Origin of the sequence: Streptomyces sp. H39-C1 (genome assembly GCF_027158125.1) — a bacterium.
GTDB classification, from domain to species: Bacteria; Actinomycetota; Actinomycetes; order Streptomycetales; family Streptomycetaceae; genus Actinacidiphila; species Actinacidiphila fildesensis.
Genome location: NZ_JAPVLS010000003.1, coordinates 113,951 through 133,206 on the forward strand (window position 1 = coordinate 113,951; position 19,256 = coordinate 133,206).

Sequence of the window (19,256 nt, forward strand, 5' to 3'; positions counted from 1 at the left end):
ACCGAGCGGTTGACCATGGAAGAGGAGCCGGCTGGACGATTCGACTGGATCGGCACGCGAAGGACCCCGGTTCGCAGTCCCGGAACGTCGGACAACGGAGGTTCTGATGACAGCCCAGCCGTCGGGTGGAGTACCCCGCACCAGCGGGCGAACGGACCACGCCAGGGCGCCGGCACCGCGAGGAGCGGCGTTCGCCGGGGTGGTCCTGGCGATCAGCGGCGTCCTCGGCATTCTGCAGGGTGCCTCCGCCATCGCGAAGAACGACCCCTACACAGCGGTCGTCAACTACGCCTACGGGTTCAATGTCACCGCCTGGGGATGGATCCACCTGCTCTTCGGCGCGGCTCTCGTCGTGGTCGGCCTGTGCCTGCTGATCGGGATGCCATGGGCCAAGGGCGCCGGTGTGCTCCTCGCGGCCACGACCATGGCGCTGCAGTTCATCTTCCTGCCGTACTACCCGGTATGGGCGCTGGTTGCGATCGCACTGGATGTCCTCGTGCTGTGGGCGCTGCTCGTCTACTCGAACGAAACCGCCGGCTGACGAGCTGGGCCTTGTGCCGGTAGACGATCAGGTAGGGCACATTGCCCTCTGTGTGGGCGAAGACACCGACCCCGCCGAAGTCCGCGATCGGTACTGACCACTACTGGTGCAGGTCGGCCCGTGGGCGGGATCCCGTCGGGCGTAGGCCACTTGAACCGGGCGGGTCGATGGAGGCGGGCTTCCGCCTGTCCCGGACCGGTTCCATGATCTCGATGTAGCCGCCCTCCGGGGTTCTGACGATCCGTCCGGTCTCGCGGCCGTGCGCGGCCTCGTCGCCTGCTCGCTCCAGCAGTCCGAGGCAGAACCAGCGGGTGAGAACGAACGCGAGTACCGGTCCGGCCAGAACGGCTACCCGGAAGAACTGGGTGACGTCGTTGAGGGACAGATGGAAGTGGACAGCGATCTGGTCGTTGGCAGCGGCAGCCCACAGGAGTCCGTAGAAGGCGAGGGCCCCCGCCCCGACCGCCGTGCGGGTCGCCGCGTCGCGGGGGCGATCCAGCTCGTCGTGCAGTTCCCTGTCACCGGTCAGACGACGTTCGATCAGCGGGTACGCCGCCAGGAAGGTGAAGAACGCGCCGGGGATGATCAGCGCGGGCACCAGCACCGCGAGGGTCAGCGTGCGGCCCGCCACCTCGAACTCCCAGCCCGGCATGAGCCGCACCGCGCCGTCCAGGAAGCCCAGGTACCAGTCCGGAACCGCCCCCGCGGTGATCTCTCCGGGACGATAAGGGCCGAGCAGCCAGATCGGGTTGATCTGGGCGAGTGCGCCGAGCAGCACCAGCACCCCGCAGGTTCCGAAGAACAGCGCCGGTCCGGCGGTCACCGGGAGCGGCCCCAGCCACCGAGGACGGCGGGTGGCTGCCGCCGGCAGCCGGGGGTGGCCGTGCTTCCGCACGAGCCGGTGCCGCAGGACGAACAGGCCGATGATCGCGACCGGCAGCACCACCGCGTGCAGCCAGTAGAAGCGGGGAATGATGGCCTCGCCCGGGAACTCGCCGTCGAACAGCCAGAAGGTCAGACGGGTTCCGATCAGCGGGATCGACTGGAGGATGCCCTGGACGAGCCCCAGGCTGCCGCCGGACAGCATGTCGTCCGGCAGGATCGTGCCGGTCAGTCCGGTTGCCATGGCCAGCACGAGCAGCATCACCCAGATCGACCAGAGCGGCAGGCGTGGCCTGCGGAACGCCCCGGTGAAGAACATGCGAACCAGCTTGAGGCAGATCGCGGCGACGAATATCAGCGTGGCCCAGTGGTGCACCTGCCGCAGCAGGAGGCCGCCGCGCACCTCGAGGCTGAGGCGAAGGGTCGACGCGTAGGCGTGGCTCACGACCACCCCGTGCAGCGGGCGGTAGGAACCTTCGTAGCGACTGCGCGCCATGTCCGGCCGGTAGAACAGGGCCAGAAGGATGCCGGTGACGACGAGTACGACGAACGTGTAGGCGGCGATCTTGCCGAACAGCGTCGACCAGGGGTCCGCCGGTGTACGCCGCCGCGACCACCGCCGCGCCGGCCCGGCCGGGGATACCGCAGCGAGCAGTCTCGTCATGGTGCGTCCTCCGGCGGGTGTCCGCTTGCCCATGCCAGCGCCCTCCTTGGCGGTCGCCGGGCGCCGGCCTCCCGGTCGGCAGCGTCGGCTGTTTTCATGCCTGCGCTACTAAGACACCGGGGGACGAAGAAATGTGACACGACGGCCCGTGAGAAATCCTCGAGTTCTCACGGGCCGATGTCGTGGGTGGCGCGGGGGCTCACTACCGTTCCTGGTGCCGCCCGAAGACCCCGGCCTTCATGGCGTGGGCAGGACGCTGTTCAGCGGCCTTCGCAGGGCGCTGCGGTTGCCGCGCCAAGCATGCAGGAGGTGGGCGCCGAGGCGGTCCTCCAGGAACTTCGTGCTCTCGATACCGAAGGCGATGTCGGCTTCGAGCTGGGGTTCATCGGCCAGCAGACCGCCGATCACGTCGCGGCGCACGATTTGTTCGTGGACGGCGTCGGCTTCGACGTGCTCGTCGTAGAACCGTTCCGCGGCCGGTCCCGCCCCCGTTCGCCGCATCGCCTGGGCCAGGCGGCGGGAGCCCGGTGACGAGGTCGCCTCGACCGCGGCGAAGTGACCTACCAGAGCTCCGCGCAGGCTTCGGTGCAGGCCGAACAGCGACATCTGGTTGACCGTCGCGAGTGCCTCGGCGGGGGCCGCGTCGAGGTAGCGCCCGTATCCGATGTCCAGGGAGAGGTCCTCCATGAGATCGGCATAGAGCCGGGCATGGAGGTCCTGCGCGCGGCCGGCGCCGAACTCGTCGAACTCGACGGCGGCCATCGCTGCCTTGGCACGGCCGTACAACCGGGGAAGCACCCAGGCGTGCGGGTCCGCCTCCTTGAGGTGGTAGAGGGAGCGCAGGGCCGCGTACTCCCGCAGGTTCTCCAGCGAGCCCTCGCGCTGCAGATGGTGGCTGACCCCGGCATCCTCGTGGTCTGCGACGACAGGCTCGACCAGGAGGGCGGCCAACGCTTCCTCCAGGCTGGATGCGGAACGGACCTGGCAGCGAAGGGATTCGAGGAAACGCTGTTCGAGCACGCGCCGGAACTCCAGCAGTTCCGGGTCCCATTCCCGCTCATCGTCCACGCCCGCGAAGCCCTGGTAGTGCAGTTCGTACAGGACGTAGAGGGCGAGTTGCAGATCGTCGCCATAGGGATCCGCCCGCACGGTCTCCGTACCGGCCGCCAGAGGTCGCCCCCCGGCCAACGCCGCGATCACCGCATGGGACAGTTCACCTCGCCCTACCGGCAGGACGGGCCGCACGCTCCGCGACTCCTGATAGGCGGTCATCGCCCGACCCCGCCGGCGGCGGGTTCAGCCGCACCCTCTTGGTCGACCTTCTCGTCCGGCCTGGTGCGGCGCCGGTGACTGGTGTCGCACCAGGGGTAGATCCGGCTGCGCCGACAGGTACAGATCGCGGCGACGAAACGATGTGACGTGGAGACGCTGCCGTCGTCCGCGACGACCTCCACCGGCCCCTCCACCAGGAGTGGTCCTTCCGGGTCGACGGTGATGCGGCGGGGCCGTTCAGGCGTGTTCGGCACGGATGATCACCAGCTCTTCCCGGTCCTGGCTGTCGGCTATCAGTCCCCGTTCGCGCAGCCACGGCAACCGGGAACGCAGCACCGGCCCGAAGGGCACGAGCGCGCGCTCGCTCACCGTTGCCCGCATTCCCGCCAGCGACAGGCGCCGCAAGGTGGCCTCGGTGCCGCACAGATCCGAATGCACCAGGAGCAGCACGCCCTGGGGACGCACGACAGCGGGTGCCACGTCGCAGATGCGGTCCACAAGGGCCCGGCCGTCGCCCCCGGCGTCCCAGGAGCGCGCCTGCCCGCGCCCGGGCGGCAGCCCGCTGGGAGCGGGCACGTAGGGAGGGTTGCTGAGCACGATGTCGTAGGAGCGTCGGGATACCGACGCTGTGAGATCTCCACGCCGGACGGTGACCCGCTGTCGGCAGAGGAAGGCGTTCAGCCGTGCGGTGATCACCGCACGCCAGGCGATGTCGACAGCCGTGACACGCCCGCCCAGTTGTGCGGCCCGCACCGCGAGCGCCCCACTGCCCGTGCCCAGATCCAGGACGTCGCTGCCAGGGCGCATCTCTTCCTGGTCCAGCGCCGCCATCAGGAACTGTGTGTCGTACTGGGGGACGTAGACGCCCGGCAGGGTCAGCATGCGTGCAGGAGGGCCCTGGGCCGGACGTGGCATTTCGACAGTCATGAATATCCTCCGCTCAGGGAGACCACGAGAGCGAAATCCAACTCGCCATCAACTCTCCGCGCACTCATCCCGGACCGCCATGGGAGCCATGACACTCCGTGACGATATGGTGCGCTCGTGCTACGGCGGGGCTCGTGGCCACCGTGATTCCCGGCGCGGAACCCGCGCGGAACCGGCGCGGGGCGGGCCGCCGCCGATCCGGGAGGTTCTCATCCCGGGTACGACGGGAAGGCTCCCCGTGGAGAGGGTGTTCCGTGACGCGGTCCTCGACGTGCGGAGGAGCACCGGCACTGCCCTGTCGGCAGGGCCCGCTCGGCTACCCAAGGGAGTGATCACCATGAGCGTCGCAGAAGAGTCCAACGGCCGGATACGGCAGATGCGAACAAAGGCGCAGGAGCTGGAACAGGCCGCGGAGCGGGCCACTGATCCGGAGCACCGCCAGCGGCTGAAGGACAAGGCCCGTCGGCTGAAGGATCAGAGCGAGCAGGAAAGCAGCATCGCCCGCAGGGACAGCGACCCGATGATGTAGCGCAAGAACAGCGCCTTGCGGCGGCGGCCCCGGACGCGCGGCCACTTCGCCGAAGGCCAGTTCGGTCGGCGGCGTGACGAGCCGGGCTCCCGCCGCGAGGACCTTGTCGACCGCCTCCTGGGCGTCCATGGTGCAGATTCGCAGGCGCGACGGCACGACGAACATGTTCGTTACATGGTCGGGTGACCCCGCGAACCCCCGCACCCCGCAGCCGCCGCGAGCGGCCCGCCAAGCCCGCCCTCACCTACGAAGGCATCGTCGAGACCGCGGTCCGTCTGATGGAAGCCGAAGGGCTGCAGCGCGTCACGATGCGACGTCTTGCCCAGGAGCTCGACACCGGCCCTGCGTCGCTCTACGTGTACGTGGCCAACACCGCCGAGCCGCACGCGGCGATCCTGGACGAACTGCTGGGCTCCGTGGACCTCTCGCCCACTGCCGGCGAAGGCGATGGCGATGGCGACTGGCGCGACCGGCTGACGCAGGTGCTGATCTCCTACACCCGCGTGCTTCTCGAGAATTCCGCGCTGGCCCACTCCGCCCTGGTCGCCCGGCCCTCAGGCAGCAATAACCTGGCCCTGGTCGAGGCCATCCTCACCCTGCTGCACGAAGGCCGGGTGCCCGGACCGCAGGCCGCCTGGGGAGTGGACGTGCTGCTCCAGACAGCCACTGCCACCGCCGCCGAACACTCCACCCGAGCCCACGCCGTCGACAGCGCGGACGAACACAACGCCCTGGTCACCGCAGTGCGGGGGGCCTCCCCGGGCACGCATCCGCGCATTGCCGCACTTGCCGACGACCTCGTCTCCGGAACCCCGGAACAGCGCCTCACCTGGATCTTCCACTCCGTCATCAACGGCACCCTCACCACGGAGCGGCCCGCGCCCTGACCGGCCCGACCGTCCGGCCTCACCCCTCCCCCGAAGAGAATCGAGCTCCGCCATGAGCACCCCTCCGCACCACCCCATCGCCATCATCGGCGCCGGTCTCGGTGGCCTCCCCCTCGCCCGTGTCCTGCACGTCCACGGCATCGAAACGGCCGTCTTCGACCTCGAAGCCTCCTCCCGGACCCGCGCCCAGGGCGGCATGCTCGACATCCACGAGGAGACCGGACAGGCCGCATTGCACGCCGCGCACCTGCACGACGCGTTCCTCGCCAAAGTCCACCGGGGCGGCGAGGCCACACGCGTCTTCGACAAGAACGCCCGCCTCCGGCGCGACGAGGCGGACAACGGCACGAACGGCCGGCCCGAGATCGACCGCGGCGACCTTCGCGACCTGCTGCTCGGCTCCCTCCCGGCGGGCACCGTCCGCTGGGGCACCAAGGTCGCCTCGACCCGCTCCCTGGGCGACGGGCGGCACGAGGTCACCCTCGCCGACGGAACCCTGTTCACCACCGGCCTGCTCATCGGCGCCGACGGCGCCTGGTCCCGCACCCGCCACCTGCTCTCCGACGCGACCCCCGCGTACACCGGGATCTCCTTCGTCGAGGTGGACCTCCTGGACGCCGACGCCCGCCACCCCGGGGCCGCGCAGCTGATCGGCGGCGGCATGTTCTTCGCGCTGGGCGACGACAAGGGCTTCCTCGGTCACCGGGAGACCGACGGCGGCCTGCACATCTACACCGCGCTGCGTGCCGCCGAGGACTGGCTGTCGACCATCGACTTCACCGACACGGCCCCCGCCAAAGCAGCCGTGCTGGAACACTTCGCCGACTGGGCACCCGAGCTGCGACAGCTGGTCGCCGACGCGGACGGCTCACTGATCCCCCGGCTGATCCATGCCCTGCCCATCGGCCACCACTGGAAGCGGGTGCCGGGAGTGACCCCGCTCGGCGACGCGGCCCACTTGATGTCGCCGTTCGCCGGCGAAGGAGCCAACCTCGCCATGATCGACGGCGCGGATCTGGGGCGCTTCCTGGCCGCACATCCGGACGACGTCGAGACAGCTCTCGCCGCCTACGAGGAGGTCCTCTTCCCCCGCAGCGAAGAGACGGCTCAGCAGTCCGCGGAAGGCCTGGACGTCATCTTCAACGACCGCGCCCCGCAGCCGCTGGTGGACATGTTCGCCTCTTTCGACGTCCGGACGGCATGAGCGCCGCCGGTCGCGCCGCCCCGCGGAACCCGTGCCCGGCGATGGCCGGTCCCCGCTCGTAGAGAAGTCTGGCGGCGTGGCCCCGTCCGCCGTGGCAGTGTGGTGTCGTGACCATCGAGGTGCGCCCGGCTTCGGCCTTCGACGATGTCCGCGCCGTGATCGGCCCGAAGTCGCCGACAGCGAACGTCTGCTGGTGCCTGAGCTACCGGATTCCGTCCAAGCTCAACAACGAGCTGCGCGGGCCCGCGCGCGGTGAGTACGTCGCCGAGCTGTGCCGGGCCGAACCCCCGCCCGGTGTCCTCGCCTATGACGATGACGAGCCGGTCGGCTGGGCCGCCGTGGCACCGCGCTCCGACACCTCCTTCGCGCGCAACCGCAAGATCCCGCACGTCGACGAACTGCCGGTCTGGGCGCTGTGGTGCGTCCGGGTCCGCCCCGGCCACCGGAAGAAGGGGATCTCGCACTCCCTCATCGCCGGCGCGGTCGAGTTCGCCCGCGCCCACGGCGCACCGGCTATCGAGGCATACCCTCTCGACAACGGGGATGCCAGGGTCGACCTGACCATGGCGTACGCGGGGATCCGGAAGAACTTCGAACGCGCGGGATTCGCCCACGCCGCCGACACCACCTCGGTACTGGCCGGCCATCCCCGGATCCTGATGCGGCTCGACCTGCGCTGACACGACGCGCTCGGCGTCCTCGACGCCGGGCGTGGGTAGGACACCCACCTGGTGACGACCCCCGTACGTCACCAGGTGGGTAGCTTGTGTGTGCTGTGCCGTGCTGAGCCGTGGACGCGGCGCCGTTCAGGGCGGGCCGGGACCACGCCGGCGACGCCCGGACGAGAGGTCGCCCCCTCGCTCGGTTCGTCGAATCGAAGTTATCTTGATTCAATGAACGGATCAAGTGGTTAAGGTTTTCCTGTCCACGACAACCAGCAGCCGGGGAGCAGCTGAATGCCTTCGCGTCACTTCGACGGCCGCCGCGTCCGCGCGGTGCGCCGTGCTGCCGATCTGACGCAGAGCCAGGTCGCGAAGGCCCTCGGCATAGCCGATCCGACCGTGGCCAGTTGGGAGACCGAACAGTCCTCCCCGGACGGGGACAAGCTGCCCTCCCTGGCCACCGCCCTCAGGGCGGATCTGGACGAGCTGTTCCCGCGTGAGGGGCTGCCCGATCTCGCCGACCTGCGGTGCGATGCCGGCTACTCCCAGTACCAGACCAAGGACATCCTGGGGACCAAGAGCGCCGGGCCCGTCGCCAACGCCGAACGGGGCGTACGCCGCCTTCAGACGGCCTTCGCCGAGGCCCTGGCCGCCGCGTACGGGGTGAGCGTCCAGGAGTTGCTGGCGGCACAGGAACGGTCCTTCGGCAACGACGCCCCCCTCCCCCAGCCGCCGTCGGACGATCGTCGCCGCGACCCGCGCACCCTGTCCGAGAAGATCAGCTTCATGGTCGAGCACACGTACCAGGGTGGGCAGACACCGCCCACCGACGCGGAGATCGCCCGGGTCATCAACGCGCAGGCCGGCAGCACGGTGGTCTCGGAGAGCAGCGTGCGCGACCTGCGCACCGGCGCCCGCACGGACGCGTCACCGCAGATCCTGGACGGCCTCGCGGCGGCCTATCACGCTCCGCCGCAGTTCTTCCGGCCCGACGACGAAGCCGTGCGCGAGCTCGCCGCGAACCTGGAGCTGATCGCCTCGTTCCGGTGCGGCGAAGTCGGCAACATGGCGACACGCGGTGGCGGGGGTGCCCTGAACACCCGGCTGGTGTCCTTCCTCAACGATCTGCTGGACGACATCGAGGACGGCAAACTGCCGGGCGTGGGCACCGACACGGATCTGGACTGACCCGCCGGGCCGACAACGGAAGGGGGGTGACACGGACCCCCGTGGCACCACCCCCTCCGGAATCCGGCCACCGGTCAGACGCTGACCTCCAGGTACGCCACGCCGCCCTCGGTGCGGGCGCGCAGGGCACTCTGCAGGAGGCCGAGCAGATGCGGCGGAGCCACAGCCGGATCGATGTCATCCGTGGGGAAGAAGGCGTGCTCGCTGAGTTCGCTCTCCTGGACGGTGATCGCCGCCTGCTGTTCGGGGCTGAGTTCCCCACCGTCGAAGACGAAGAGCACCTGCTCGCCGCGGCCGGGGACGGTGATCCAGGCGGTGGCGAGCAGCGGCCCGAGCTCCACGTCGATGCCGAGTTCTTCCCGGCCCTCCCGTACCGCCGCGATTGCCGGGGTCTCGCCCTGCTCGACGTGCCCGCCGGGCAGGTTCCAGAACGGCTTGTAGGTCGGGTTCACGAACAGGGCGTGCCCGTGCTCGTTGAAGCACAGCAGACCAGCGGAAACGGTGGGGCGGGCGTTGTTGTCGGTCATGTCGGTGCTGTTCACGCTTTCTCTGACGGTCGGAAGGTCGGCTACACGGTCACGTCGGTCTGGAGCAGGTCCCGGGCGGTCTCCGGGTCGGTCCGGCCGTAGGCCGCCTGGGCCCGCACGAACCGTTCCACCTGGATGTCGAAGTCGTCATCGGCGGGAGGTACGTCGACCGGAGCGCTGTGGGCCACCGCACCGGAGGCCATGGCAACCAGCGCGCTCTTGATCCAGTAGGCGTCGGCGACGGCGCGGGCCTCGTCCTCGGTGTGGCCCTGACCGTCGGCGAGTGCCTTGGCCCGCGTGTACAGACCCGGCGACGCGTAGTGGCTCAAGGTGCGCTGCACGTCGCTGATCTCCGTGATGTAGCGCTCCAGCAGCAGGTAGGGCGGCGGGGAGAGCTTCATGAGGTCCCGGGCCCGGTTCAGACGCGCGGCGAAGCGGTGGCCGGGCAGCAGGTTGCTGGGGGCGCGGAGAACGACCGAGGGGACGGCCAGGGCCAGTTCGCGCCACAGGGGGTAGAGCGCGGTCAGCGTCCGCTTCGCCCTCCTGCGGTCGATGACGGACTGGGTGGCCGGCGCGATCGCGCCTAGGACCCACAGCAGGAACACCAGGTACAGCACGGTGTCCGTCACGTTCTCCTGCAGGTCGACGAAGCTCATGGAGACCGTGTGGACCGTGATGAACGCGCAGTAGGCGGTGCGCAGGAAGGCGTACAGCACGGCCAGGGCCATCGCGACGGCCATCATCGTCAGGCCGATCCTGAGCGTCCAGCGCTGCGCCCGGCGGGCGGAACTGCCCCACTGGTAGGCGCAGACCGCGGCTGCCGCGGCCGTGTAGAGGTAGAACAGGCCCATGTAGAGCGCCAGTCCCACCTCACCGGCATGGCGGGCCATGAAGTACGGGCTCTCGGTGCGCGTGCGGTCCAGGACGATGAAGAACACCGCGGCCATGACCAGCATGGTTGCTATGGAAGCTCTGGTGGCGATGCGGTGCACGGCCGCGGTGATGCGGACGCGTCGCAGGACGGCGCCGTCGGACGCGGCTACGTCGCCGTCGACCGCCGTGACGTATCGGAGCAGCACACAGATACCGGCGATCGTGATGACGTGCTTGAGCAGGGTCGCGAGGTCGACGACACCGAGACGGTCGATGACGGCCCTGCCCAGGCCGGTGCGCAGCAGCCACGCGACGGCGAGCGCCGCGAACGCGCCCCACAGCGACCGTTCCCGGGACTGCCCGCGCAGTGCGGCCGGTACCCGCCACACCGCCTGGAAGAGCAGCAGAGCGATGATTGCGTAAGCGATGACGTCAGTCATGAGGCAGCACCTTCTTGCGGCGCGGGCCCGCGATGGGCCGCGACAGGCTTTCGTCGAGATTTCGCAGGGTCACGTCACCGGTGATCCGGGCGTGCCGGGTCTCGTGATGCAGCAGATCAGCCAGCGTTTCGGCCCGGGCCTCGGCGTGCGTGGCATAGCCGCTGCGGGCCATGACCTGACCGGTGGACAGCAGCCTGTCGATCATTTCCGGGGGCATGCCGGGGAAGAGCAGCGTGAGCTGCTCCCGCTCCGCGCCGGAGCCGTCCTCGCACCACAGATGGCACAGCTCATGGAAGATGATCTTTTTTCGGTGGAACTTCGTCGTCCCCTGCACGTGCAGAATCAGGTCCAGCGGACGCTGACGGTGCTTCACCCACAGGCCGCAGGCTCCGGTCTGGCCCGGCACATCTGCGGGCAACTCGACCAGGCGGATCTCACGGCCGCGCTCCGCCTCGATGTTCTTGATGAACCCGGCCACGGTGAAGGGGTCCGGCACCGGCATCTCCCGCAGGATGCGACGGCACTCCCGGCGCAGCGCGCCCGGCGCCATGGGATCGCGGCGATGCCACCGCATGGCTGCTCCTCCTCGCATGTGCCGTGGGCAGGAGTGGTCGGATCCTGTCGGCGGGCACGCTCAGGTCGCAGCGGCCGTTCGGTTCGCCTGTTCGAGCAGTAACGGTACGCCACCCCACGGACACCCCACGCACCGGCCGCCCTTGCGGCGACTCGGGGATGCGACCCGTCGCGTTCAGATCTTCGGGAAGGCCGGTGCGATCCCCAGCGCGGCGGCGATCGCCCGCCAGACGGCGTCCAGCGCGCTGTCGGAGGTGACCTTCGGATCGCTGAGCATGAGGCGGATGCCGTAGCCGTCGCACAGGGCGAGGACGTGGGTGCTGAGCGCGGCGACGTCGGTGTCGGTGAATTCGCCCGCCTGGATTCCCCGGTTCAACGCGCCGGAGACCCACTCCTGGAGCTGGTCGTACAGGTCGACGGCGAACCGCTGCGTCTCCTCGTCGCGCAGCGCCCGCACCCACAGTTCCCGCCACAGCCGCCAGTCCTGGCGCAGCTCGGGGTCCATGGGGAGCAGACTCCGCACGATGCGGGCCAGGATGACCGACGGTGCCACCGAGTCCGCGTCACGCTCGAGGTCCACAGTGGTGGTGGCGAACGAATGGGTCAGGGCGGACGCCTTTCCGAGCGCGAGTGCGGCCAGGGCGCCGGCGAGCGCCTGCGTACCGGAGACGCAGACGCCGCACTGGCGCGTGCTCTGCGCGGCGAGGAAACCGGCGGCGTCCGCCGCCGCTCCGACCGGGCAGTCCTCTGGGAACAGGAACCGGATCGCGCCGCAGCCGAGCGCCGTGCCCGCTGCCGCGAGTTCGTCGTGGTCGAGCCGCAGGTCCTGCCAGCCGTCGCCGTACAGCCCGCCGAACAGGCCGCCCCAGCCCCGGGCCGCCAGGTCACCGCCTCGCCGGCCCGGGGAGCGCGCGGGCCGCTGAGCCCTGACTCGCCTTCTGAGCGCCGGGTGAACGGGAAACGAACGTTCGTCGCTCAAGGGCGGGTATCCCGCGCGGATGTCGTTCCCGGGCCGTCATCGGCTCCTAAGCTCACGCATGGCCGGCGCCGAAAGCCGCCCTCTACCCGCCGCCAGGAAAAGGTCACTCCCCATGCAACTGCGAAGCGCCGTCGCCACTTCGCCCGTGGGGCTGCAGCCGGAATCGCAGAGAGCGCCGTCGGCCAGGGGGACCGCCGACCGGCTCGCGCGACTGGTGCGGGCGAGCTGGTTCTGGCCGGTCGCCGTCGCGGCCGGCTACGTCGGGCAGGTGGTCTTCCGGCTGGCACTCGTCACCGGCCAGAACTATCCGACGGTGGGCCCCGACGAGCACATGTACCTCGTTCTGGCGCGGCTCCTGGCGGGCGGCTCCGCGACCGAGATCCCCAGCGACATGGTGATCCCCGGCGGCTACCCGCTGTTGATCTCGCCGGCACTGCGGATCACCCACGATCCCGTCCACGCGTACCACCTCGTCCTGGGGATCAACGCGCTGCTGAGCTGCCTGGTACTGCCGCTTGCCTACGTCGCGCTGCGAAAGCTGGACGTACCGCGTCCGGTGTCGTACGTGCTGGCGACCGTGGTGGTGATGCTGCCTCCGGTGGTCTTCTACTCGCAGTTCGCACTGGCCGACACACCGCTCCCGGCGCTGGTCCTGGCCTGGCTGATCGGTGTTCACGGGCTGCTCTCGGAGGGTCCGTTCCGCCGCAGGTGCGGCTCGGGGATCCTCGCCGGAAGCGCGGCCGGATTCAGCATGATGGTCCACGACCGTGGTGGTGTGGTCGTCGCGCTCACGTGCCTGGTGCTGCTGGTGGCCTTCGCGCGGAACTGGGCGCCGCGCCCGGCGACCGCCGCGACGCTGTCGGCCCTCGCGCTCATGTACGCCACACAGCGGGAGTTGGACCGGTGGCTGCTGTCCCGCCTCGACGGCACCCACCCCAGCCAGGTGGGAAACGCCGTATGGCAGACGCTGCGCACCCCGGAGCTGTACCAGCGCACCGTCATGCGGTGGATCGGTCACACCTGGTACTTCGTCACCTCGACCTGGGGCATGGGCGCCCTGGGCCTGGTGGTCTGCTGCGCCTGCCTGGCCGGCACCAAGGCACCGCGCGCGGACCGCGTGGTCGCCTTCCTGACCGTGGCACTGCTGCTCGGCGTATCGCTGGCCGCCGCGGCCGCCCTGCCCACGGACCGCCGTATCGACACGATCGTCAACGCCCGCTATCTGTCACCCCTGGTTCCGGCACTGTTCCTGGCCGGCACCGTTGCTCTCCACCGGATCAAGGGCCGCAGAGCGCTCGTTCGGGCCACGGTGGCGGCGATCGCGCTGACCGTGGCGCTCACCGCGGCGCTGACCGTCCTCGCGGGAGATCGCTTCCACAAGCTGAACTTCATTCTGTGGGCCCTTCCGGACACCACGTTCCTGTCCAGTCGCTGGTCCGGCGACTGGGGTGTCTTCTCGGTGCCGCTGACCACCGCGACAGCCCTGACGGTCTTCACCGCCACCGTCCTGCTGAGAGGGTTGCTGAGCATTCGGCGTCCCGCTGTGGCGATGATCGCGGTCGGCATGGCGCTGACGCTGTTCGCCGGATGGGCGACGGTGACGATCGCCCAGCACGTCTCCCGGCCGACTGCCGCACACGGGTACCCGGACGCCACCGGCTTCATGGAACAGGCACGGATCCGGCCGGGCGACCGGCTGGTGATGGATCTGGGCCTGGGATGGCGCACCCGGTTCACGATGGCGTACATGGTTCTCGACGGCCGGGTCTGGACGCGCGACCTGACCGGCCCCGACACCCCGCCGGACGGCGCGAACGTCGCCGTGACGACCGTTCGCACGGCGTCCGCCCCCGCTACGGACAGCTGGCCGAAGGCTCCATCGGGCTGGCATGTCGCGGTGGTGATCCCTCAGCGCGACCTGGTCATCTGGCGCCGCGACGGCTGACCCTCCACTCGTCCGCCCCACCGATGGCCGTTCAGCTCCGGGGGTAACCGGGTAGTCAGCCGTCCATGAGACGTTTCGAGGGATACGGAGCACTGATCACGGGTGCGGGCCGCGGCATCGGCGCGGCCACCGCCCGCCGGCTGGCCGATGAGGGCGCACAGGTGCTGGTCACCGATCTGGAGGGGGACCGTGCCGAGAAGGTGGCGGCCGGGATCCGGGAGTCCGCAGGCTTGGCCGAGGCGCTGCCCTGCGACGTGGCCGACCGCACCTCGGTCGAGGCGGCCGTCGCCTACGCGGTCCGGCGCTTCGGCACGCTGGACGTGCTGGTCAACAACGCCTGCGCCTGCCATCCGGACGCCCCGTTCTTCGAGGACGAGACGGACGAGGCCTGGCACCAGGACCTCGACATCACCCTCACCGGCGCCTATCGCTGCGCCCGCGCGGCCCTCCCCCACCTCGCGGCCGCCCCCGACCGCCGGGGCGCGATCGTCAGCATCGGGTCGGTCAACGGCGAGCAGGATTTCGGCAACCACGCCTACAGCGCGGCCAAGGCGGGCCTGGCCAGCCTGACCCGCACCCTCGCCGGTCACGCGGCACCCCGTGGCGTCCGTGTGAACCTGGTCGTCCCCGGCACGGTCCACACCGAGGCCTGGGCGGGGCGCGAGTCCGCCTTGCGGGCCGTCGCCCCCCACTACCCGCTCGGCAGGGTCGGTCTGCCCGATGACATCGCGGCCGCTGTAGCGTTCCTGGCGTCCTCGGACGCCGCCTGGATCACGGGCGTGACGCTCCCGGTCGACGGGGGCATCCTCATCGGCCAAGTGGGCCTGCGCCGCGCGCTGAGCGGGGAATGACAGGTCCGCGAGATGGACGTGGCCGGCCGAAATCCAGTTTCGTTGAACGGGTGTGGTGATGATTGACGTGATCGTGGTCGGCGCCGGGCCGACCGGTTTGATGCTGGCCTGCGAGTTGCGGCTGCACGGCGTGCATGTGGTCGTGCTGGAGAAGTTGACCGAGCCGGCCAAGGAGTCCCGCGGACAGGGCCTGCACACGCGCAGCGTCGAGATCATGGACCAGCGCGGCCTTCTGGACCGGTTTCGCGCGGTCAGTGAGACGTTCCAGGCCGGCGGTCTCTTCGGCGGCATCATGAAGCCGTGGCCGCACGGGCTGGACACGGCACACCCGTACGGCCTGGCTACTCCGCAGCCGGTCAGCGAGCGGCTGCTCAGCGAGCGTGCCGTCGAACTCGGCACCGACATCCGACGCGGTTGCGAAGTGGTCGGGCTGAGCCAGGACGAGGACGGCGTGACCGTCGAGATGGCCGGTCGGGGCGCGCACCTTCGCTCGCGCTACGTCGTCGGGTGCGACGGCGGCCGCAGCGCGGTGCGCAAGCTGCTCGGCGTCGGTTTCCCCGGCGAGCCCGCCACGATCGAGACGCTGATCGGTCAAATGGAGGTGACCGAGGATCCGGCCACGATCGCCGCCGCCGTCGAGGAGGTCCGCAGGACCCAACTGCGATTCGGCGTCAGCGCCCCCGACGAGGACGGAGTATGCCGCATTGTCGTGCCCGCCGACGGAGTGCCCGAGGACCGTGCGACCGGTCCGACCCTCGACGAGTTCCAGCAGCAGCTGCGGGCCATCGCCGGCACCGACTTCGGCGTGCACTCGCCGCGTTGGCTCTCCCGGTTCGGCAACGCCACCCGGCAGGCCGAGCGCTACCGGGTCGGCCGGGTGCTGCTGGCCGGCGACGCGGCGCACATCCACCCGTCGGCCGGCGGGCAGGGGATGAATCTCGGCGTGCAGGACGCGTTCAACCTGGGCTGGAAACTGGCTGCCGCGGCCAACGGCTGGGCTCCGGAGGATCTGTTGGACAGCTATCACACCGAACGGCACCCGGTGGGCGCCCGCGTGCTGAACAACACCCGCGCGGGGATCACGCTCCTGGGGACCGATCCGGGTACAACCGCGCTGCGGGAGCTGTTCGGGAAGCTGATGGACTTCGAGGAGGTGAACCGGTACGTGACCGGGCTCATCACCGCCGTCGACATCCGCTACGACTTCGGCGAGGGCCACGAACTGCTCGGCCGCCGGATGCGGGACGTCGAGCTGAAGCAGGGGCGCCTGTACGAGCTGATGCACGACGGCCGCGGGCTGCTGCTCGACCGGACCGGCCGGCTCTCGGTGGCGGGCTGGGCGGATCGGGTCGACCACGTGGTCAACGTCAGCGAGGAACTGGACGTGCCTGCGGTGCTGTTGCGGCCCGACGGCCATGTGGCGTGGGTCGGAGACGATCAGCAGGCTCTGCTCGGCCCGCTGGCCGAATGGTTCGGCACCGCCGCCGACTGAGCGACCGGTTGCGGCTCGATGGAAAGTGGGCCGGCCGCTCGACGAGCGGCCGCTGACCGCCGTCGGCCGGAGGCGCGTGGGGCATCCTCGGCCCGAAGTCCAGCGCGGCCCTGGCCAACACCCGGTGGGCGAAACGGTAGTGGTGCGCCCGTCACCCGATGCGCAGCGTCGCGGCGGCCTTGTAGGTGCGCAGGACCGGCGCGGTCTCGATCCGTGCGATCGCGTCCAACGCCACCTTGCGGGTCAGGTAGTGGTGCAGTTCCTCCGCGTCCCGGCACAGCGCGTGCGCGACCAGGTTCGTCGGTCCGGTCGTCGCCGCGACCACCGCCAGCTCCCGGTGTCCGGCCAGCTCGGTGGCGACCGTGTCCAGCTGCGAAGGGGCGACCTGCATCCAGAGAAACGCCGAGACGGTCACGCCCAGCAGCGACGGGTCGATGTCCACGTCGAAGAACAGCGCGCCGCGAGACCGCAGTTCGGCAAGCCGGCGGGACACCGTGGACGCCGTCGAACCGGTCGCCGCGGCCAGCTCGGCGTAGCTGAGGCGGGCGTCGTCGCGTAGCGCGTCCAGCAGGAGGCGGTCCGCGTCGGTGAGCAGATACGCGGGGTCCTCCGATGCGGTTCCCGTCGTGCTCGTGTCCCTGCCCGGTCCTGTTCCGGTGGCGCTTTCTGCGCGCAGTCGTGCCTGCTGGGCGGCGTCGAGGGTGTCGACGCGTCCGCGCCACGCGGTCGGTCCGCCGAGGTAGGTGTGCAACAGGTAGTGCGCGGACACGGCGGTGATCCCGGCGGTGCGCGGGATGTCGCGCAGCAGCAGCGCGTGCGCGTCGGGGCCGGTGGGCGTGGTGTGGATGATCGCGACGATCTCGGTGCCACCCGAGGTCAGCCGCACCCACGACGTGTCGGGGCGGCGGGCGAGCGCGACCGCGATGTCGTGCGCGGTGCGCGTCGCGGCGGTCAGCCGCACGAACCACTGGTGCGTGCCGGAGCTGCGCGGCGCGGGCAGCGCGACCACGCGAAGGCCCGCTTGTGCGGACAGCCGGCGGTAACGGCGCACCACGGTCTGGGTGGAGGAACCGAGGATGTCGGCGACGAGCGTGAACGACGCCCGTGCGTCCACTTGCAGGGCATGGATCAGGCCACGATCCAGATCGTCCAGTACGAGCATATTCACCACGCTAGCCCACCTCGATGGCAGTAATCAGCGAATCCTGCCGCAGGAATGGAACCCAGCACTGGACGAGCGGGACCTTGGTCACAGGTCGCCCGCTCGGCGGACCCCACACCCCAAGCCGCACACCGCACATCCAGGGGGAGACTCATGTCCCACAACACCGGCCACAGCACGCCGATCGACACCGACCCGAATCAGGCGGCGGGCGGGTCCGCGGCGCCGCCCGCATACCGATGGCGGTGGCCCGCGTTGGCCGCGCTGCTGGTCGCCGAGGCGATGAACCTGCTGGACGCCACGATCGTTCAGGTCGCGGGCCCGGTCATCCACACCGATCTGGGCGGCTCGGCTGCCGCCATCCCGTGGTTCAGCGCCTCCTACACGCTCATGTTCGCGCTCGGGCTGCTGACCGGCGCCCGGCTCGGTGACATCGCGGGACGCCGCCGTGTCTTCCGCATCGGCGTCGCGGCGTTCGCCGTCACGTCCCTGGCGTGCGCGCTCGCGCCGACGGCTGAGACGCTGATCGGGCTGCGCGCCCTGCAGGGCGCCGCGGCGGCGCTGGTCATCCCGCAGACGTTCGGTCTGATCCGGGCGATGTTCGACGGTGACGAACTGCCCAAGGCGCTGGGCACGATCGGCCCGGTCATGGGCCTGTCGGCGGTCCTGGGCCCGGTGCTCGGCGGGGTCCTGACGCACGCCGACCTGTTCGGCTCGTCGTGGCGCGCGTGCCTGCTGGTCAACCTCCCCCTCGCCGTCGTCGTCCTGGTCGTCGCACGGCGGCTGCGCGAGGACCGCGCGCCGGTCCGGCCGCGGCTGGACCCGGTGGGGACAGCGCTGGCGATGGCCGGCACCGCACTGGTGGTGTGCCCGCTGGCGACCGGCACGCCGGGACCGGCGGGTTGGGCGGCGGCGGGCGCGGGTGCGGCCGTCCTGGTGCTGTTCGTCGCCCACCAGCGCCGCACCGCGCGCCGCGGCCGGGCTCCGCTGATCGAACCGGCTCTGCTGCGCGGCCGCGCGTTCCCCGCCGCGCTGGCCACGTCCACGCTGTTCTTCGCGGTCATGAACGGCGTCATGATCACCGTGGTCCTGCATCTGGAACTGGGCCTGCACCGCGGCCCGCTCACCGCGGGTCTGACCCTGCTGCCGTGGTCCGCCGGACTGGCCGCCGGGTCGTGGGCCGCGGGCGCATACCTCGTGCCGCGACTGGGGACCCGTGTCATGCACGCCGGGATCGCCGCCCTCGCCGTCGGGCTCGCCGCCGCGGTCCTCGCCTACCGCACCGCCGCGCCCGACGTGTATCCGACGGCGCTGCCGTTCGCGCTCGTCGTCGCGGGCCTGGGCACCGGTCTGTTCACCCCGCCGTTCTTCACCACCGCGCTGCGCGGTGTCGGCCCCCAGGAGACCGGCTCGGCGGCCGGGCTCCTCAACGCCGTCCAGCAACTCGGCGGCACGCTCGGCGTCGCGGTGATCGGCGGCGTCTACCTCGCCGGAGACGGCACCCCGCGCGGCGCCGCTCAGGCCGCGCTCGGCACGGCCGGGGCGATCCTGGTGGCGACCGCGATCGCCGCGGCGGCAATGACGGCACGGCCCCAGGACCAGGACCGGGACCGGACGTGAAACCGACAGGCGTGACGCGATGGGCCGCCGGTGCCACT

Annotated in this window: 19 protein-coding genes; 10 read left to right on the forward strand and 9 right to left on the reverse strand. The window is 70.6% G+C overall.

Features of this window, described 5'->3' with window-relative positions; genetic code table 11:
• Positions 1 to 106 precede the first annotated feature (106 nt).
• On the forward strand, positions 107 to 541 hold the full coding sequence (locus tag O3W51_RS03330; RefSeq protein ID WP_138354660.1) for a DUF7144 family membrane protein: 435 nt from the start codon (positions 107 to 109) through the stop codon (positions 539 to 541).
• Between the two features lie 100 nt (positions 542 to 641).
• On the opposite strand, the gene qcrB is transcribed toward O3W51_RS03330, so the two are convergent.
• From qcrB to O3W51_RS03350, 4 genes are all read right to left on the reverse strand, one after another.
• Positions 642 to 2,087 (reverse strand): cytochrome bc1 complex cytochrome b subunit, encoded by a 1,446-nt coding sequence (gene qcrB / locus O3W51_RS03335; RefSeq protein ID WP_187144715.1) that lies wholly within the window; start codon positions 2,085 to 2,087, stop codon positions 642 to 644.
• 237 nt (positions 2,088 to 2,324) lie between these two features.
• On the reverse strand, positions 2,325 to 3,359 hold the full coding sequence (locus tag O3W51_RS03340) for an iron-containing redox enzyme family protein (protein ID WP_138354658.1): 1,035 nt from the start codon (positions 3,357 to 3,359) through the stop codon (positions 2,325 to 2,327).
• The gene (locus tag O3W51_RS03345) at positions 3,356 to 3,613 is read right to left on the reverse strand and encodes a CDGSH iron-sulfur domain-containing protein (RefSeq protein ID WP_138354657.1); all 258 of its coding nucleotides are present in this window, start codon (positions 3,611 to 3,613) and stop codon (positions 3,356 to 3,358) included. The genes O3W51_RS03340 and O3W51_RS03345 overlap by 4 nt, the downstream gene beginning before the upstream one ends.
• Positions 3,597 to 4,241 (reverse strand): HemK2/MTQ2 family protein methyltransferase, encoded by a 645-nt coding sequence (locus O3W51_RS03350; protein WP_306664977.1) that lies wholly within the window; start codon positions 4,239 to 4,241, stop codon positions 3,597 to 3,599. Before O3W51_RS03350 ends, O3W51_RS03345 begins: the two co-directional genes overlap by 17 nt.
• A 382-nt stretch (positions 4,242 to 4,623) precedes the next feature.
• On the opposite strand from O3W51_RS03350, the gene O3W51_RS03355 reads away from it, so the two are divergent.
• The 5 genes from O3W51_RS03355 (at position 4,624) to O3W51_RS03375 (ending at position 8,756) form a co-directional block, all read left to right on the forward strand.
• Positions 4,624 to 4,815, forward strand: a complete 192-nt coding sequence (locus tag O3W51_RS03355) for a DUF6381 family protein (protein ID WP_138354655.1) — start codon at positions 4,624 to 4,626, stop codon at positions 4,813 to 4,815.
• 182 nt (positions 4,816 to 4,997) lie between these two features.
• Positions 4,998 to 5,702, forward strand: a complete 705-nt coding sequence (locus tag O3W51_RS03360; RefSeq protein ID WP_138354654.1) for a TetR/AcrR family transcriptional regulator — start codon at positions 4,998 to 5,000, stop codon at positions 5,700 to 5,702.
• Between the two features lie 52 nt (positions 5,703 to 5,754).
• Positions 5,755 to 6,906: an FAD-dependent oxidoreductase gene (locus O3W51_RS03365; RefSeq protein WP_269283649.1), complete on the forward strand. Its 1,152-nt coding sequence runs from the start codon at positions 5,755 to 5,757 to the stop codon at positions 6,904 to 6,906.
• A 107-nt stretch (positions 6,907 to 7,013) separates the two neighbouring features.
• Positions 7,014 to 7,586 (forward strand): GNAT family N-acetyltransferase, encoded by a 573-nt coding sequence (locus O3W51_RS03370; protein ID WP_164292450.1) that lies wholly within the window; start codon positions 7,014 to 7,016, stop codon positions 7,584 to 7,586.
• A gap of 276 nt (positions 7,587 to 7,862) precedes the next feature.
• Positions 7,863 to 8,756, forward strand: a complete 894-nt coding sequence (locus O3W51_RS03375; protein WP_138354651.1) for a helix-turn-helix transcriptional regulator — start codon at positions 7,863 to 7,865, stop codon at positions 8,754 to 8,756.
• Between the two features lie 74 nt (positions 8,757 to 8,830).
• Here the strand turns inward: O3W51_RS03375 and O3W51_RS03380 are convergent, their stop codons facing one another.
• From O3W51_RS03380 to O3W51_RS03395, 4 genes are all read right to left on the reverse strand, one after another.
• A complete protein-coding gene (locus tag O3W51_RS03380) occupies positions 8,831 to 9,298 on the reverse strand; it encodes an NUDIX domain-containing protein (RefSeq protein WP_244808955.1) in 468 nt (155 codons plus the stop codon).
• 26 nt (positions 9,299 to 9,324) lie between these two features.
• Positions 9,325 to 10,596 (reverse strand): MAB_1171c family putative transporter, encoded by a 1,272-nt coding sequence (locus O3W51_RS03385; RefSeq protein ID WP_138354650.1) that lies wholly within the window; start codon positions 10,594 to 10,596, stop codon positions 9,325 to 9,327.
• Positions 10,589 to 11,170, reverse strand: a complete 582-nt coding sequence (locus O3W51_RS03390) for a hypothetical protein (RefSeq protein WP_164292454.1) — start codon at positions 11,168 to 11,170, stop codon at positions 10,589 to 10,591. Before O3W51_RS03390 ends, O3W51_RS03385 begins: the two co-directional genes overlap by 8 nt.
• Positions 11,171 to 11,344: 174 nt before the next feature.
• A complete protein-coding gene (locus O3W51_RS03395) occupies positions 11,345 to 12,148 on the reverse strand; it encodes a TetR family transcriptional regulator C-terminal domain-containing protein (RefSeq protein WP_232485266.1) in 804 nt (267 codons plus the stop codon).
• 112 nt (positions 12,149 to 12,260) lie between these two features.
• Between O3W51_RS03395 and O3W51_RS03400 the strand changes: the two genes are divergently transcribed.
• From O3W51_RS03400 to rox, 3 genes are all read left to right on the forward strand, one after another.
• A complete protein-coding gene (locus tag O3W51_RS03400; RefSeq protein ID WP_198357717.1) occupies positions 12,261 to 14,093 on the forward strand; it encodes a phospholipid carrier-dependent glycosyltransferase in 1,833 nt (610 codons plus the stop codon).
• A 65-nt stretch (positions 14,094 to 14,158) separates the two neighbouring features.
• Positions 14,159 to 14,944: an SDR family NAD(P)-dependent oxidoreductase gene (locus O3W51_RS03405; RefSeq protein WP_269283659.1), complete on the forward strand. Its 786-nt coding sequence runs from the start codon at positions 14,159 to 14,161 to the stop codon at positions 14,942 to 14,944.
• A gap of 58 nt (positions 14,945 to 15,002) precedes the next feature.
• Positions 15,003 to 16,436, forward strand: a complete 1,434-nt coding sequence (rox, locus tag O3W51_RS03410; RefSeq protein ID WP_269283661.1) for a rifampin monooxygenase — start codon at positions 15,003 to 15,005, stop codon at positions 16,434 to 16,436.
• Between the two features lie 151 nt (positions 16,437 to 16,587).
• On the opposite strand, the gene O3W51_RS03415 is transcribed toward rox, so the two are convergent.
• On the reverse strand, positions 16,588 to 17,598 hold the full coding sequence (locus O3W51_RS03415; RefSeq protein ID WP_198357763.1) for an Lrp/AsnC family transcriptional regulator: 1,011 nt from the start codon (positions 17,596 to 17,598) through the stop codon (positions 16,588 to 16,590).
• Between the two features lie 153 nt (positions 17,599 to 17,751).
• Here O3W51_RS03415 and O3W51_RS03420 point away from each other — a divergent pair, with 153 nt between their 5' ends.
• Complete coding sequence (locus tag O3W51_RS03420) at positions 17,752 to 19,218, forward strand: MFS transporter (RefSeq protein ID WP_198357715.1); 1,467 nt, start codon at positions 17,752 to 17,754, stop codon at positions 19,216 to 19,218.
• The last annotated feature ends 38 nt before the right edge of the window (positions 19,219 to 19,256 follow it).